The sequence below is a fragment of the Rhodanobacter sp. MP7CTX1 genome (assembly GCF_014205795.1).
Classification (GTDB): Bacteria; Pseudomonadota; Gammaproteobacteria; order Xanthomonadales; family Rhodanobacteraceae; genus Rhodanobacter.
The window spans coordinates 116363-131690 of sequence record NZ_JACHCN010000008.1; the positions used below are offsets into that span (position 1 = coordinate 116363).

Consider the following 15328-nt stretch of genomic DNA (forward strand, 5'->3'; position numbering starts at 1 on the left):
TGCCGGGGCCGCCGCTGAAGATGGCACTGCAAGCGTCACGCCGCCATGTCAATATTCAGCTGCGGCCGTCGCAACTCAGGACTCCCGACGGGGATTCCGGCGACGGCCTTCATGTGAAGGATGCCCATGCACGTTCTGGAAGTGGTTCTGCGGAGAACCGGCACGCTGATGCCGATGTGCCGCCGGCTGGCGTTGATTCTGCTCATTGGGGTTTGTGGTGTCAGCGCTGTCCGTGCTGCCAGCCTGGATCCTGAGGTGTTGCCGAAGATCCAGGCGGCCACGTTCGAGGTGGTCGCCGCCAAGCCGGTCAACGATCCCCTGACGTACGAAAAGCCGTTGCCGCTGGAACTGCTGCCGTATCAGGAACGCAGCGACAAATACTTCTCGATCGGCACCGCTTTCGCGCTCGGCAATAATCGCTATGTCACGGCGGCCCATGTGCTGCAGATCGGCATCGGCAGCCTGTGGGGTAATCCCGCATTGCGCGACGCCACTGGCCATGTGTATGCGATCGACAAGATCGAAAAGTACTCCCTGCAGCAGGATTTCGTGGTCTTCTCGCTGGCCGAACAGCCTGCAAACGCGGCGGCGCTGGAGGTCAATCCAAAACCGGCGTTGAACGAAGTGGTTTATGCCGTTGGCAATGCGCTGGGCACCGGCGTGGTGATTCGCGACGGTCTGTATACCTCCGACACCCCAGAAGATCAGGACGGCCGCTGGAAATGGATGCGCTTTTCGGCAGCCGCGTCGCCGGGCAACAGCGGCGGCCCGCTGCTGGACAAGGATGGCAAGCTGATCGGCATCGTGCTGATGAAATCGGCCAATGAAAACCTCAACTACGCGCTGTCGATAAACGATGTGCTGAAGGCGCCGGATCACCTGGCCGTGATGGATACACGGATGCCTTACCAGCTCGACATTTTCGATTCGGTTCAGAACGGCACGTTCAAGCAGCAGTTCGCGCTGCCGATGAGTTTCGCCGAATTCAGTGCGGCTTTCCGCCAGCGGTTCGACGCCTATACGGATATGCAGCTCAAGGCGCTACTGAGCAAGGAACCGGAGCGACTCTTCCCGCACGGCGAAGGCTCCAGCCGTCTGCTGCATAGCGTGCCCTGGCAAAGCGGCTTTCCGGCACTGATCACGCGCAGCAGCAGTGGCGAATGGGGGTTGTCGGCCAAACCGGCGCAAAAAATTTCGCTGTCTGCCAACGGGTACGTGGTACCCGGCATCGTCGGGCACAACTTCATGTTTCATCTGCGCAAGCCGGATAACCTGCCGGCTAGCGAGCTCTACGGCAACCCGGCGGTGCTGATGCAGCAGCTGTCGAAGGTGGGCTTTCTGCAGCGCGATGTCGGCACCGAGCGGGTGAAGATCACCTCGCTGGGCAAGCCGACCAGCGACACGATCCACACCGATGCATGGCAGCGGCATTGGCAGGTGCGCGTATGGCCAATGCCGTACATGAATGTACGGGTGATCGCGTTCTCGCTGCCGGTGCCCGATGGCTATGTGACGATGTTGCGCTTTGCCTCGCCAGGGCACGAATACGACAGCATGGCCGACTTGAATGCGATCACGGACTTCGTCAGCGTGGCTTACAACGGCACGCTGGCGCAGTGGAAGGATTACCTGAAAAACACTGCGCTGCTGCCGGCGGCGTTCAAGGACCTCAAGATCGATTTCGACTACGGCCATCGTTTCGGTTACAGCTCGAAGCGGCTGGCGTTCTCCTTCACGCCGGAGCTGCAGAAGATCGAGCAGAACAGCGAGCTGACGCTGGGGTTTGGCTACTTCGACGACCATGGCAAGGTGGTGTGGGACGTGGGCAACGTGCGCGTGGCCGCCAATGCCACTGATCCGGACCGGATCAGCATCCTGCGGCATGTGGCACCTTCCGCTGACCTTGATGACGAGTACAAGAGCGAGTGGAACAAGCTTGCGCATCAGCTGCACCCGTACGATGGGGTCGCCCAGAGCGACAACGACGAGATGAGCATCTCGGCGGTTGTCGATGCGTCGGCGGGCGCAGCGCCTGCGGTGCTCTACAGCGCGGTCTACGCTGTCGAGGGGACGCAACCGCAGGCCGCCATGAAAGCCAAGCTCGACCTGCTCATGAAAAATCTGCACGTCGACGAGCACTGACCCTGCTCGGTGTCGACGCCATCGTTGCTGGTCATGGCTTGCCTGGCCAGCATCGGGTTAGCGAGCACCCTGTGCAGCACGGGCCGATCGGGTTACGGTAACCAACTTGGGTAGCAGGGAGGGCAGCGGGTGGAGCAACGGGTACCAGCGGCGTCGCAGGATAGCGACGCGGACGGCAGCACAAGCTGGCTGGCTATGGCCGATGGCCAGCAGCTGTTTCTGCGTGACTGGGCGACGCCGCAGGCCCGCGGCGCCGTGTTGATCGTGCATGGGCTGGGCGAACACAGCGGCCGCTATGAGCGTCTGGCGCAATGGTTCAATCAGCGCGGCTATGCCGTGCGCAGCTACGACCAGCGCGGCCACGGACAGACGCCTGGCCAGCGCGGCGCGCTGCGGGATGGCGATGATCTGCTGGAAGATCTGGCCACGGTTTATATCGACTACATGAACGGTTTACCGCACGCCCCGCTGCTGCTCGGCCACAGCATGGGCGGCCTGGTGGCCGTGCGCGCCGTGCTGGATGGTCGTATCACGCCACCGGCGCTGCTGCTGTCGTCGCCCGCGCTGCGTACCTGGGAGTCGGCGTGGCTGCAACGACTGGCCCACCGGCTGACGCACATCACACCGAATTTGCCGCTGCGCAATGGGTTGAAGTTCGAGAAGATCTCGCACGACGAAGCCGTGGTCGTTGCCTATCGCAGGGATTCGCTGCGTACGGGCTGGATCACCCCGCGACTGGCGAATTTCATCTTCCGCGCCGGTCCGGCCTGCATTGCTGACGCGGCCAAACTAGCCATACCCACACTGCTGCTGGTCGCCGATAGCGATGAACTGGTCGATCCCTCGGGCAGCCGTGCGTTCTCGAAGAAGGCAGCGCCGACACGCCAGTTGACCACCCGGTATTTTTCAACGCTCTATCACGAGCTGTTCAACGAATCCGAACCGGGACGCAGCCAGGTACTGATGCAGCTGTCCGATTGGCTGGGCCGGCATGCGGGGTGAGCGGCGCTTGGCGAATTATGCTGCGCCGGCGTAGAGAGATCCGCCGGTTCAAGCTAGTTTTCCGATATCCGATGTCATCGAAAACCGTGCCCGAGCCACTGAAGTGCCTTACAACATGGCGGGCCATAGCGAAGCCCAAGTAATGACGCTGCGAGCGTAGATGCCGGCGACAGCCGAACTATGGCAAACCCGTACCGCTGCGCGCGTAGCGCGCAAGCGAGATCGTATCCAGCAGGCAGGGAAGCTCAACGGTGACGCTGTGGCCGGTGCGCTGGTACTCATCATGGGCGGCTTCGCGAGCGAGCTTGATCGCTGCTCCGATCTGTTCGGCCTCATACAGTACGTTGTCACCGCAGCAAACGCCCCACAAGCCCGCGGGCTGCTCCCTGATTGAATAGACAATCGGTGAATGCATGACCGCGGCCTCGCGTGAAGAGAGAGCGCCCGGTGCATCGGTTCAGCCGTTCGCGACGTGGCATCGTCCTGACTTCCCGGGCGTGCATAGAGTGCTAGCAACGGGTAGCCGACTGAAGCGGCGACTGACTCGGCATGGTGTAGGCGCTCGCCTACTTATGCTGTCCATCAGCGCGTACGTGATCTGGGCGGGGATTGACGGGGTACGAGGCTCAAGCCGGCCTCCGTCGCGTCGGCTTGCCTTACTGGGCGGCGTGCCGGGGCGCTTGGGACTGTTCAACGCAGTTCGCCAGTAGTGGTGGTGCGCCAGAATCACCCTCCCGGGTGAGATTGCCCAGTGGGCCTTTGGTCCACCATACGTAGGGACCCGACGCGTACTTCGCGCCGGACCCGGACATCACCGTGACAAATACATGCCGTGCGCCATCGACCGACAGGTAGGCAAACGAATCGCCGTCGGTCGCATTGATATACAAAACGCTGATTCGTTTGTTGCGGTCACACTGATAGGCCCTGACCTGCTTGTTCGCGACGACGACGTCTGGAAACGACAGGCTTTCGCTCGAGGCCGCGGCAAGCGATGGAAGCAGAAACATCACGGTGTACAGCAACGAAAGAGTTTTCATGGCCGAGACCTATGGGGTTGCACCGCAGACATCATGCCGCAGATCGAAGTTTCCGTCTGTGGGCATTTGCCAGGCAGTTGCATGAGCTCTCGTAGAACGCGCACGGAACGGACACTCGTTCGCTGCCCTGCAAAAAATGACGCAAGATTTCATTCACGCCGAGCGAGTGGCCTCAACGGGTGACACGCGCGAGGCACGCAGCGCCGGTGCCGGCACGGCCGCCATGTCGGCGGAACGCGCTTCCTGCATCTCGAAACGCTGCGCCACCTGCAGGAGTCGCTCGACTAAAATCACTTCCTGCGCATTCATCGCAGCACGGTGGTGAACGTGGAACGAGTCCGCGAAGTCCACGTGCTGTTCCAGGGTCATGCCGAAGTCGTGCTGCACGACGCAAACTGGTTAGACCTCAGCCGGCGCTTCCGTGCCAGTGCGCGCGCCATCCTCGGGCTGCGTTGACCCTCCGCACCGGCTTGTCCGCCGATGGTCGTTGCCTCTTCACTCTCCCACTGGCTCCGGTGTTATTCCAGGAATGGCAGCCCGTCCTTGTCCGGTCTTGATCCTGAAGGACTCATTCTCAGCGCGCTCTTGAGAGAGTCGTTCTCAGCACGAAAGGACGTCTTCTCTCGTCATGTCGCAGTCGGAGAAAATGCAGAAAATTTACGCAGCGTGGCCCATCTGCATATAGAGCCTTTACGCCAACGCGTGGCAACATTCCCCGCTCGCTGCGCGCATAGGCACGGGCGTGCCATGGCGGCCATCGTGATTGTCAGCGGCGCATGGGCGCCAGATCATCCGGTGATGAACTTTCGGGTGATCTGCGGCCTTTGACATATGTCGCGGGCTGCGGCGAAGGGCTTGGCGCCGATGCGTGGCCTTACGCGATCTGATTAGACCGACTTGCTCGCCCGCCGTACGTGTCACCGCATTCACGGAAGCAAGTCATGATCAAGCATTCCATTCGGGCCGGCGCCGACAAGGTGGCCAGCAAGGACGCAGTCGCTCCGCAGCGGGTTGCCGTCGCGCTGGAGGCGTTCCGCGCCAACGACGCACTGCTCGCCGCATTGGATTCCACCATCGCCGGCCTCGATGAACCACAGATCGCCGAGCGGCTGGATCGCGATGGCTTCAACGAGGTGTCGCACGAGAAGCCACCGCACTGGTTGCTCCAGTTGCTGCGCGCGTTCAAGAATCCGTTCATTGTCGTGCTGCTGGTGCTGGCTGGCGTGCAGCTAGCCACGGACCCCACGAATCTGACTGGCCCGACCATCATCTCGGTGATGGTGGCGATCAGCGTGCTGCTCAGCTTCAGTCAGGAATACCGCTCGTCGAAAGCTGCCGAAAAGCTGAAGGCGATGGTGCGCAACACGGCCACGGTGACACGTCGCGCCTCGGACGGTCATAGCGAACGCATCGACGTGCCGGTCGGCGAAATCGTCGCTGGCGACATTGTGCATCTGGCCGCTGGCGACATGGTACCTGCCGACTTGCGCCTGCTCAGTGCGAAAGACTTGTTCATCAGTCAGGCCATACTTACGGGTGAATCGCTGCCGGTTGAGAAGTCGGCGCTGCAGAATGGAGCGCTTCCGGACGCGACGGGGCAGACCGCAGTCGACAGTCCCCTGGATCTCGCCACAGTCTGCTACATGGGCACGAACGTGGTCAGCGGCACGGCGGCGGCGGTGGTCGTGGCCACGGGCCCGCGCAGCTATCTGGGCTCGCTGGCGCGTACCGTCGTCGGTCAACGTGTGCAGACCAGCTTCGACCGTGGCGTCAAGAGCGTCAGTTGGCTGTTGATCCGCTTCATGGCGGTGATGGTGCCGATCGTCTTCATCATCAACGGTCTGGACAAACAAAACTGGGGACAGGCATTTCTGTTTGCATTGTCCGTCGCGGTTGGACTGACGCCGGAGATGCTTCCGCTCATTGTCACGGCGAATCTCGCCAAGGGTGCCATCGCCATGTCGCGCCGCAAGGTGGTGGTGAAGCGTCTCAACGCGATCCAGAACTTTGGCGCGATGGACGTGTTGTGCACCGACAAGACCGGCACGCTGACGCTGGACAGGATCGTCCTGGAGCGACACCTGGACCTGTGCGGCGAGGAGTCGGAAGAGGCGCTGGAATACGGCTACCTCAACAGCCGTTTCCAGACCGGCTTGAAGAATCTACTGGACAAAGCGGTACTGTCGCATCGAGACCTCGAGCCCACCGCTGCGCATTACAACATCGTCGACGAAATCCCGTTCGACTTCCAGCGCCGTCGCATGTCGGTCGTGGTAGGCGATGGCGATGGCCAGGAGCTACTGGTGTGCAAAGGCGCTGTCGAGGAAATGCTTTCGATCTGTGCGTATGCGAAGGCGGGCGATCGGATCCTGCCGATGACCGACGAGAAGCGCGCCCAGATCAAGGCGATGACCCATCATCTCAACGAGGACGGATTGCGCGTGCTGGTGGTGGCGATCAAACGTCAGCCGCCGACGAATCGTGCTTACAGTGTTGCCGATGAGAGCGGGTTGATCGCCGTGGGCTGCCTGGCGTTTCTCGACCCGCCAAAGGACACGGCCGCCACCGCCATTGCCGCGCTTCACCACCATGGCGTCGCGGTAAAAGTGCTCACCGGCGATAACGAAGCGGTGACGCGAAAGATATGCCGCGAAGTGGGCCTGGATGTGGAGCACTCGACTCAGGGCGGGCTCATCGAGTCGCTCGACGACACCGAGCTGGATGCGCTGGTCGCACGCACGACGGTGTTCGCCAAGATGTCACCGCTGCAGAAGGCGCGCGTGGTGAAGTCGTTGCAGCGCCAGGGTCACACCGTGGGTTTCCTTGGTGACGGCATCAACGACGCACCGGCGTTGCGCGAGGCGGACGTGGGCATCTCCGTGGACACGGCTACCGATATTGCGAAGGAGTCGGCCGACATTATCCTGCTCGAAAAAAACCTGATGGTGCTGGAAGAAGGCGTGATCGAAGGCCGCGTCACCTTCGGCAACATCATCAAGTACATCAAGATGACCGCCAGCTCGAACTTCGGCAATATGTTCTCGGTGTTGATAGCGAGCGCGTTCCTGCCGTTTCTGCCGATGTTGCCGCTGCAGCTGCTGGTGCTGGACCTGCTCTACCACACCTCGCAGTTGTCGATCCCCTTCGATCGGATGGACGAGGAATATCTGCGCAAGCCGCGCAAGTGGGATGCCAGCGACATCGGACGCTTCATGGTGTGGATCGGTCCGGTCAGCTCGATCTTCGACATCACCACCTTCTGGCTGCTTTGGCATTATTTTGGTGCGAACGGGCCCGCACATCAGTCGTTCTTCCAGTCCGGCTGGTTCGTCGAAAGCCTGCTGACGCAAACCTTGATCGTGCACATGATCCGCACCCGCAAGATCCCGTTCCTGCAGAGCACGGCAGCTGCGCCGGTATTGGGGTTGACCGCGGCAGCCATGCTCGTTGGCATCGTGTTGCCGTTCACGGCATTGGGCGCGAAGTTCGGTATGGTCGCGCTGCCGCCGGTGTACTTTGCCTGGATTGCGCTGACCTTGTTCACTTACTGCGTTCTGACCCAGTTGGTGAAGTCAATCTACATCCGTCGCTATGGACGGTGGCTCTGATTGGAACGCAGCTCTCTTCCCCAGGGATCTGGCCGACCTGACCGTCTTCGAATAGAGCATGTCGTGCCGGGGTCTACGTTGGGCGAATGCGTCGCAGTAGAGGCGTGGTGGGCAACGTGCCTCTGACGAGGCCCTGCCCCTGAAGTGGTTGTGCTTCGGCAGCGGCACTCATCGAGATTTGGGTGGGGAGATTTCGGTGAGAAGTTCACGAATTGCCAGTGAGTGACTTAAAAATGAAGGCTACCTACTATAAAAAAATCGTATTCGTCATGTAGGCAACTTGGTGGCGGATGCGCGTTTCAGTGATGGTAGTGAGGAGCTCTTGAAATCAGCGTCCTACCTTAAAAGGTCAACTCGTTGGTTGGGTGGGCACTCTAGTTCTCAATTCTGGGGAGGGGAAAAAATGTCATATTTTTGTCGTAGCGGCTTGCTCGCTACAAGTTTTTTATTGCTCGGCGGTGGGGTGCCGCTGGGTGCGCACGCGGCCAACGCGCCGCCTACACCGGCTTTTGCGCCGGATACGGCTCGGATCACCGAGGCGGTTGACAATACTCATCTGGTTGCCGTGAAGGGCAGCCGGTCGCTGCGGACGCTCACCGCCACTGACGCTGGCGCGCTGCCGGATAGCAAGCCGATCCGCAACATGAACCTGATGCTGAAGCGCAGTGCGGACAAGCAGAGCCGCTTCGACGCGTACGTCAATCAGCTGAACAACCCCGCCTCGCCGAACTATCACAAGTGGCTGACCGCCAAGCAGGTCGGCAGCATGTTTGGTCCGGCGCAGTCGGATATCGACAAGGTCACGACATGGCTGGCCTCACAGGGCCTGACTGTCAATGGCGTCTATCCCTCGGGCACGAGGATCAGCTTCTCGGGCACCCCTTCGGCAGTGAACCGTGCCTTTCATACCCAGCTGCACAGCTTCAAGAGCAACGGCGAATCGCATTTCGCCAACGTCAGCGAGCAGCAGATTCCCGCCGCGCTAGCCCCCGTCGTCGCGGGTGTCGCCTCACTGGACAACTTTTTCCCGAAGCCGCAGTACCGCAATGTCGGTGTGGTCAGCAAGGACAAGCGCAGCGGAAAGTGGAAGCAGGTGTCCACCAGTCCGGACTTCACTGTGCCGCCCGGCGGCCTTCCGCAGGATTCCCAAACGGCCTATGACGTGGTGCCGGCGGACTTCAACAAGATCTATAACGTCGAGCCATTGTGGACCCAGTCCACGCCGATCCGCGGCGCTGGCCAGACGGTCGCGGTGCTGGAACGCACGGATGTGCAACCCGCTGATATCGCGACGTTCCGCAGTGCATTCCTGCCGGCGGATGCCCAAGGCGTCGTCAGTTATGTGAATCCGCAGGCAAGCTATGTTGAGGCGCCGGGAGGGCTTTCGTTCGGCGCCTGCAATGATCCGGGCCTGAATGGCGACGAGGCCGAAGCGGCACTGGATGCCGAGTGGATCGGTGCGGCCGCACCGGATGCAAACGTCCTCTTTGCCTCGTGCGACGACACCAACAGCCCGGAATTCGGTCCGTTCACCGCGGCGCTGGCTTTGCTCAACAGTGCTGACGGTACCCCGCCACCGCCGGTGTTCAGCCTCAGCTACGGCGAATGCGAAGTCCTCAGCATCACCAACGTGGTCAATGACGCCGGCGAGCTGTGGGAGCTGGCCGCGTCTGAAGGCGTGACGGTATTTGTGGCGTCGGGCGACGCCGGCTCCGTCGGTTGCGATCAGAACCAGAGTGCGGCGACGTTCGGCATCAACGTCAATGCGATGTCCTCGACACCATGGAACGTCTCCGTGGGCGGTACCGACTTCGACGACTATGGCAAGCAGAACAACTACTGGACCTCGACGAACCTGACCAATGGCCTGTCGGCGATCAGCTATGTCCCGGAGCAGACCTGGAACGATTCCTGCGCCAGCAGCAAGCTCGATGCGGTCTTGAAACTCAGCGATGGCGTGACCGCGTGCAACACGGCGACCGGTCAGCAGTTCATGAATACGGCGGGCGGCAGCGGTGGTCCCAGCGTCTTCTGGTCGCAGCCTGCCTGGCAGGCCGGCGTCTACGGTGTTCCAGCCAACGCCACTACCCGTATGCAGCCAGATCTGTCCCTGTTTGCGGCCAATGGTCTGTACGGTCATGCGTTGGTGTTCTGCATGTCCGATCCGAACGCCGGTGGCACGACCTGCGACTACAGCAATCCAGACAACGTGCTGTTCAACAGTGCCGGTGGTACATCGTTCGCCGCACCGGCGATGGCGGGCGTCCAGGCGCTGATCAACCAGGCAACCGGTCAGAGCAACGGTCTGATCACGCCGACGCTGTATGCCCTCGCCGCGAAGGAATATGGCACGAACGAATCGCCGAATTTCGCCTCGTTGAATGCGTGCAATTCATCCAGCGGCGCGGCGATCGGCAGCACCTGCGTGTTCAACGACGTCACCCAGGGTGACAACAATGAGCCCTGCTATGCAGGCACGTCCGACTGCTACTCGGGTGCGCTGGGTAATCAGTTCGGCGTCGTGAGCCATGGCGGCGATGTCACGCTCGCACCGGCGTGGAAGACGAACGTAGGCTACGACTATGCAACCGGCCTGGGCAGCATCAACGCGACCAACCTGGTCAACGCGGTGGTCAAATACAACCAGGCGGCCAAGCGTGGGTATGCGGCACCGGGCGACTTCCTGTCCTCGTACTTTCCCGGAACCGATGGCAATAGCGATATCGCCCTGGTCGATCCCGTGCAGGGCATTTTCACCGGCATCTCCATGAAAGGCAGTGTTGCGATACGTACCCAGTCGCAGGCGGTTGCCAAGGGCTATACGGCCCTTCCCGGCTTCTTTTATCCGCACATCAACAGTAACGTTGGCGGTGGATCGTCGCTGGCTCTGACGTTGTTCAATCTGGCCAGCCTCGCCTGGACGGGGCCGGACAATCAGCTCTATGTGTGGCTCTCCGATGGCGATGGTTCCAGCGCTGGTTACCTACGGCATGCCGTAGGTAGTCCCTATCCGGCGGGCTGGACACTGGTGGGCGCAGGCGACTTCAACGGACCCGATGGCACGGGTGTCACCAGATCTGACTTGCTCTGGCGTAACGACAGCACCGGTCAGATCGGCTGGTGGCAGCTGAACGTGGGACTCCTCTTCCGTCAGCATGCATTTGAAGTGAAATTCTCCAATGACGTCTCGCCGATAATGAGTGCCGCATCCGGCTACGTGCCCACCATCGCGGACGTCAACGGTGATGGCTATGCCGATATCGTGTGGACCAACCCCAACAACAACAGCGTCTATGTCTGGATCAACAACCAGGCAGGTGATTTCGTCCGCCGCCAGATCCAGGACCATCCGGCAGGTTTCACCCTGTACGGTGCCGGCGATATCACGGGCACCGGCAAGACGGATCTGATCTGGACCAACCCGACTAGCAACCAGATGTCCTGGTGGGTCATGAATGGGTTCAACGTGGTCGATCAGCAAACGCGCAGCGTGGCTCCGGGCTACACGATGTCCAGCATCGCGGACTACGACGGCGACGGTCTGGCCGATATCCTGTGGGTCGGTACCGCTGGCGATGTTTACGAGTGGCAGAGCAACGGCAGCAGTTTCACGTCGCTCCGCGTTAGCGACACCACCGGTGCACCGATTGTCATTCCTGCGGGTGCCAAGGTGCAGCCGATTCGTCTGCAAGGCACGATTGCCTCGGGTGGCGTAGACACGGGCGGGCTGTAAAATTTCACACGACCACCGGGCGATGCCTGGTGGTTCGTGGTGTTGAAGCAAGGCCGGGCAGCGATGCCCGGCCTTTTTCTTGTTGGGGACTTTGTCGATCCCGGGCAAATCTTTTGCCAGGCTAAATTCGAGGTAGCCTTGCCACGCTGTGTCCACAACTCGGTGTGCATGGGTTGCCAGCTGAGTTGGCTACGGCAACACACTTGCCATCTCGCTCTACATGAAGCTGGGAGCGCGCACAGACGCTTTGCACTTTGATATCGCCATGGCTGACGGCCATGGCAATGCACAGCATCCGATCGCAGTTTGCGCAGCGCCCGGTCTGGGCATCAGGCAGACCAGGGCGAGGTGTCGCGCCGAAGCCGCGCCATCAAGCGGCTGCGCCGGTGGCGGGACATTGAGCGACCTGCCAAAGTGAGGCTCGCCTAAGGGTGCACGAGGAGGGGGTGCCGTGGCAGTTTCTGCATTTAAGGGGTCGAGGCTTCGAGCAATTTTGAAGACAAAACGGATTGTCGGGCAACCATGCTCGTCGTCGGCGATTCACACGTTCGTTCGATCCGGCATCGCGGTACTCCTTTGGCTCGGACTGTCGCCAGCCGTATCCGCGGCGGCAACTCAAACGGCGGTCGCTGAAATTGCGGAGCAATTCGACAACCACCCACTGATCATGATCGGGGAGCTGCATCGCAGCAGGGAAATACACGCTTTCCTGCAGCAGATGCTTCGCGACCCAGTGTTTATCTGCAGAGCGGACGACATCGTTGTCGAATTCGGAAACTCGCGCCTGCAACATCTGGCGGACACCTATATTTCAGGTGGCAACGTCACGCAAACCCAACTGCAAAGTTTATGGCGGGAGACGGCGGTGCCGCTCACATGGAATTCGCCTCTCTACCAGCAATTCTACGAAACCGCACGCGACATCAATGAGAAGCACCTCTGCACGCATTCCATTCGAGTCGTGCTTGGGGATCCGCCGCTGGATTGGTCGAAAATCAAAACCGTAAAAGACTACGCACGGTTTACCGACCGCGACGGCAGTTATGCCGATGTCGTCGAGCGAGAAGTCCTCTCCAGACATCATCGCGCGTTGCTGGTGGCCGGAGAGCTGCATGCGATGAAACAGCTACCCAAAGACTATCAAAGCCAACCCGAGGACCCGACCGTCGCCCAGCGCATCGAGCGCAAGTACCCTGGCGCGCTGTTCAGTATTGTGTCCGTGCCCTTGCCGAATGCCGCAAAAGCCCTGAGCCTGGGGCCGGCCCCAAGCTTCAGCGTCGTGCGGGGAAGCGCGCTGGAGCACGCGGACTTTCAGTTGACCGACTACGACGCCACGGTGACGCTGGCTTCCGTCAACGGGAAGGAGGTCTGGAAACTGGAACCCGCCAAGCATTGGCCACCGATGGGCAACGTCGTCGATGGACTTTTGTATGTCGGTGGCAATCACAGCTTGTATCCCTCGCCAACGATTTATTTGGACCCGGTTTATCAGCGGGAGCTTCGCCGCCGCGCCTTGATCATCAAGAACTACAACGGTCAGGATTTCATGCCGGGAATTGATGAGCTTGTGAAGGAAGGTAAGGCCTTGGAGAAGAACAGCCATTGAGTGATGCGTTTTGAGGCCGATGGCTGCGGGCTCAGTCAGACAATTTTGACGGGCCGTAAAAGGTGATGAATTGCGCCGAAGTCCAGACCTTGGTGGTTCTGACCACCATCGCGCTCGCGATCTATGGCGTGTTCGTCTTCAAGCATCAGATAATAGGTGTCAGCAGCACGCGGGATACTGTGCGGGCGAACTTCCAATTCCAGCTGCAACTGATGCTCGAGCCACGCGCTACCAGCACTTTTGCTTCGAAAACACTGACATATCAGGCCCGCGTGAAAGCAATCCCACGACTACCACCGAGCCAAGATCATTCGCGAGAGTCAATCATCTTGTTTCATGTAGTTTTTCGTAGCACGAAGCTACTTGTCGTGTTGATTTCACCGCCTTGCATTTTGAAAGCACTCCTGGCGTTGGCTGGCCCCGTTGTAGGCGATCGTATCTGATGACCGTAACCGCGAGTTCCCTTTGCAGAGAGTCCCGATTCGATGGCTGTGCGGCATGGTTACGCCACCTGGCAATGGTCCTCCTTGCTGCGGTCATAGCCTTCGCAACATTTCTGGCCGAACGCCACTGGGGTTTCGGTCTTGCCGATGAAAGCTATCTTTGGTACGGCACACAGCGCCTGCTTCAGGGTGAGGTACCTGTACGCGACTTCATGTCCTATGACCTTGGTCGCTATGCACTGGCTGGTGCCTGGATGTGGCTGGAAGGCGACAGCGGTATTCTGGCACTGCGTGATCTGTTGGGTTTGGTGACGGTAGTCGGCGTCGTACTGGCCTCGATGCTGGTTGTGCGTGCGAAGCGACTCGATGGTGAAAGTGCTTGGCGAATTGTCCCGGTGGCACTGCTCTTTGCGCTGTGGATGGCTCCGCGTTACAAAGTATTCGACCTGACAGCTTCGATCGTACTGGTTGCCGGCATTAGCTGGATGTTGGCACGACCGAATCGCGCGCGGTTCTTCGGACTGGGTCTGCTGATTGGATTGCTTGCCGTGTTGGGGCGCAATCATGGTGTCTATGCCGTCATGGCAACGGGCCTTGCCTGTGCCTGGCTCATTCGTCATGGAGAATTGCCGTGCTGGTGGCGTGCGTTTGGTTCGCTCCTTGCGGGGCTTGCTCTGGGTTACGCTCCGGTCTGGGTCGGTATGCTCTTGATCCATGGATTCGTTGCGGCGATGTGGCAGAGCGTGCTGCTCATGTTCTATCAGGGCGCGACCAACCTGCCGCTGCCGGTGCCATGGCCCTGGAAAAGCTTGTCTGCCAGTCACCCGGATATCGGGACGTTAATAGCAGGATGCTTTTTCGTGGGTCTGCTGATGTTCGATGTGACTGGAGTGCTGCTGCTTTCGTTGCGAAAACGTAGCGCGTGGATGTCACCGGTCTTCATCGCGGCAGTTTGTACATCCATCCCATATACACACTATGCCTTTTCACGTGCAAATATCAGTCACCTCAGTCATGGCGTGATGCCGATGCTGATTGGCCTGTTAGCTGCATGCAACGGCATTCAGTCACAAACGGCTCGGCGCTACTTTCTGCCCCCACTGCTGCTGGCATTGTCCATGCCGACGGCATTGCGCCTGCATCCACGTTACGATGCCTTGCAATACGGTGATCACTGGCGCCGCGTGAGCATTGGTGCTGATGCGCTGATGCTGTCACCACAGGAGGCATCCAGCGTTGATCTGATCGAGCACTTGCGCAGCACCAACCATGCCCAGGGCCCAGTGTTTTTTGCTCCGCTTTGGCCTGGAGCTTATTCACTCTATGAACAGCGCTCCCCGGTGTGGGAGATACTGCCTTTGGTTATGCGCCCCATCGCCCTTCAGGAAGAAGAAATTGCGCGGCTACGCGCAGCACGAATCAGCATGGCCGTTATTCTCGATACGTCAATCGACGGTCGCGATGTGTTGCGGTATCGGAATAATCATTCATTGATATTCGACTATCTAAGTCGTTGCCTCACCCTTCGGCCACCGTCACTGGAGTCCCCTCTCGTGTTGGTATTCGATGGACCCCTCCACTGCAACTGATACGCGCTGCCCATGGACAAAGTATCTTTCATCGCGCCTCCCTCAAGTATGAAATCTTCGATTTTCAAGCTCCAGGGCGAATTGCTTCCTGATGCCGAAGCTTCGGTGGCGCCGTTGGCACCGCGCCAAATTCGCCCAGGCACGGTGGTCGCGGTTGACGGTTAA

Annotated in this window: 11 protein-coding genes; 7 read left to right on the top strand and 4 right to left on the bottom strand. The window is 60.0% G+C overall.

The genetic code is table 11. From position 1 onward, the window contains the following. The first annotated feature begins 126 nt into the window (after window positions 1–126). On the top strand, window positions 127–2142 hold the full coding sequence (locus HDE77_RS11795; RefSeq protein WP_255482685.1) for a trypsin-like peptidase domain-containing protein: 2016 nt from the start codon (window positions 127–129) through the stop codon (window positions 2140–2142). A gap of 129 nt (window positions 2143–2271) precedes the next feature. Next, window positions 2272–3144 (top strand): lysophospholipase, encoded by an 873-nt coding sequence (locus HDE77_RS11800; RefSeq protein ID WP_343206105.1) that lies wholly within the window; start codon window positions 2272–2274, stop codon window positions 3142–3144. A gap of 178 nt (window positions 3145–3322) precedes the next feature. On the opposite strand, the gene HDE77_RS11805 is transcribed toward HDE77_RS11800, so the two are convergent. From HDE77_RS11805 to HDE77_RS11815, 3 genes are all read right to left on the bottom strand, one after another. Further along, a complete protein-coding gene (locus HDE77_RS11805; RefSeq protein ID WP_184417530.1) occupies window positions 3323–3559 on the bottom strand; it encodes a hypothetical protein in 237 nt (78 codons plus the stop codon). A gap of 241 nt (window positions 3560–3800) precedes the next feature. Then, on the bottom strand, window positions 3801–4184 hold the full coding sequence (locus HDE77_RS11810; RefSeq protein WP_184417531.1) for an MliC family protein: 384 nt from the start codon (window positions 4182–4184) through the stop codon (window positions 3801–3803). A 153-nt stretch (window positions 4185–4337) separates the two neighbouring features. Continuing rightward, window positions 4338–4571, bottom strand: coding sequence for a hypothetical protein (locus HDE77_RS11815; protein ID WP_184417614.1), 234 nt, complete (start codon window positions 4569–4571; stop codon window positions 4338–4340). A gap of 156 nt (window positions 4572–4727) precedes the next feature. Here HDE77_RS11815 and HDE77_RS11825 point away from each other — a divergent pair, with 156 nt between their 5' ends. The 4 genes from HDE77_RS11825 (at window position 4728) to HDE77_RS11840 (ending at window position 13131) form a co-directional block, all read left to right on the top strand. After that, complete coding sequence (locus HDE77_RS11825; protein WP_184417533.1) at window positions 4728–5012, top strand: hypothetical protein; 285 nt, start codon at window positions 4728–4730, stop codon at window positions 5010–5012. Between the two features lie 113 nt (window positions 5013–5125). After that, the gene (gene mgtA, locus HDE77_RS11830; RefSeq protein WP_184417534.1) at window positions 5126–7792 is read left to right on the top strand and encodes a magnesium-translocating P-type ATPase; all 2667 of its coding nucleotides are present in this window, start codon (window positions 5126–5128) and stop codon (window positions 7790–7792) included. Between the two features lie 403 nt (window positions 7793–8195). Further along, window positions 8196–11525 carry a protease pro-enzyme activation domain-containing protein gene (locus HDE77_RS11835; RefSeq protein ID WP_184417535.1) on the top strand — a complete coding sequence of 1110 codons (3330 nt, stop codon included), beginning with the start codon at window positions 8196–8198 and terminating at the stop codon, window positions 11523–11525. Between the two features lie 451 nt (window positions 11526–11976). Next, window positions 11977–13131 (top strand): hypothetical protein, encoded by a 1155-nt coding sequence (locus HDE77_RS11840; RefSeq protein WP_184417536.1) that lies wholly within the window; start codon window positions 11977–11979, stop codon window positions 13129–13131. Between the two features lie 35 nt (window positions 13132–13166). On the opposite strand, the gene HDE77_RS11845 is transcribed toward HDE77_RS11840, so the two are convergent. Beyond that, complete coding sequence (locus HDE77_RS11845) at window positions 13167–13340, bottom strand: hypothetical protein (RefSeq protein WP_184417537.1); 174 nt, start codon at window positions 13338–13340, stop codon at window positions 13167–13169. A gap of 233 nt (window positions 13341–13573) precedes the next feature. On the opposite strand from HDE77_RS11845, the gene HDE77_RS11850 reads away from it, so the two are divergent. Then, window positions 13574–15163 carry a hypothetical protein gene (locus HDE77_RS11850; RefSeq protein WP_184417538.1) on the top strand — a complete coding sequence of 530 codons (1590 nt, stop codon included), beginning with the start codon at window positions 13574–13576 and terminating at the stop codon, window positions 15161–15163. Window positions 15164–15328: the final 165 nt, after the last annotated feature.

Bases quoted from the DNA above. Each gene is read 5' to 3' on its own strand.
- HDE77_RS11795 (WP_255482685.1), top strand. From the start codon at position 127: ATGCACGTTCTGGAAGTGGTTCTGCGGAGAACCGGCACGCTGATGCCG.
- HDE77_RS11805 (WP_184417530.1), bottom strand. From the start codon at position 3,559: ATGCATTCACCGATTGTCTATTCAATCAGGGAGCAGCCCGCGGGCTTG.
- HDE77_RS11810 (WP_184417531.1), bottom strand. From the start codon at position 4,184: ATGAAAACTCTTTCGTTGCTGTACACCGTGATGTTTCTGCTTCCATCG.
- mgtA (WP_184417534.1), top strand. From the start codon at position 5,126: ATGATCAAGCATTCCATTCGGGCCGGCGCCGACAAGGTGGCCAGCAAG.
- HDE77_RS11835 (WP_184417535.1), top strand. From the start codon at position 8,196: ATGTCATATTTTTGTCGTAGCGGCTTGCTCGCTACAAGTTTTTTATTG.
- HDE77_RS11850 (WP_184417538.1), top strand. From the start codon at position 13,574: ATGACCGTAACCGCGAGTTCCCTTTGCAGAGAGTCCCGATTCGATGGC.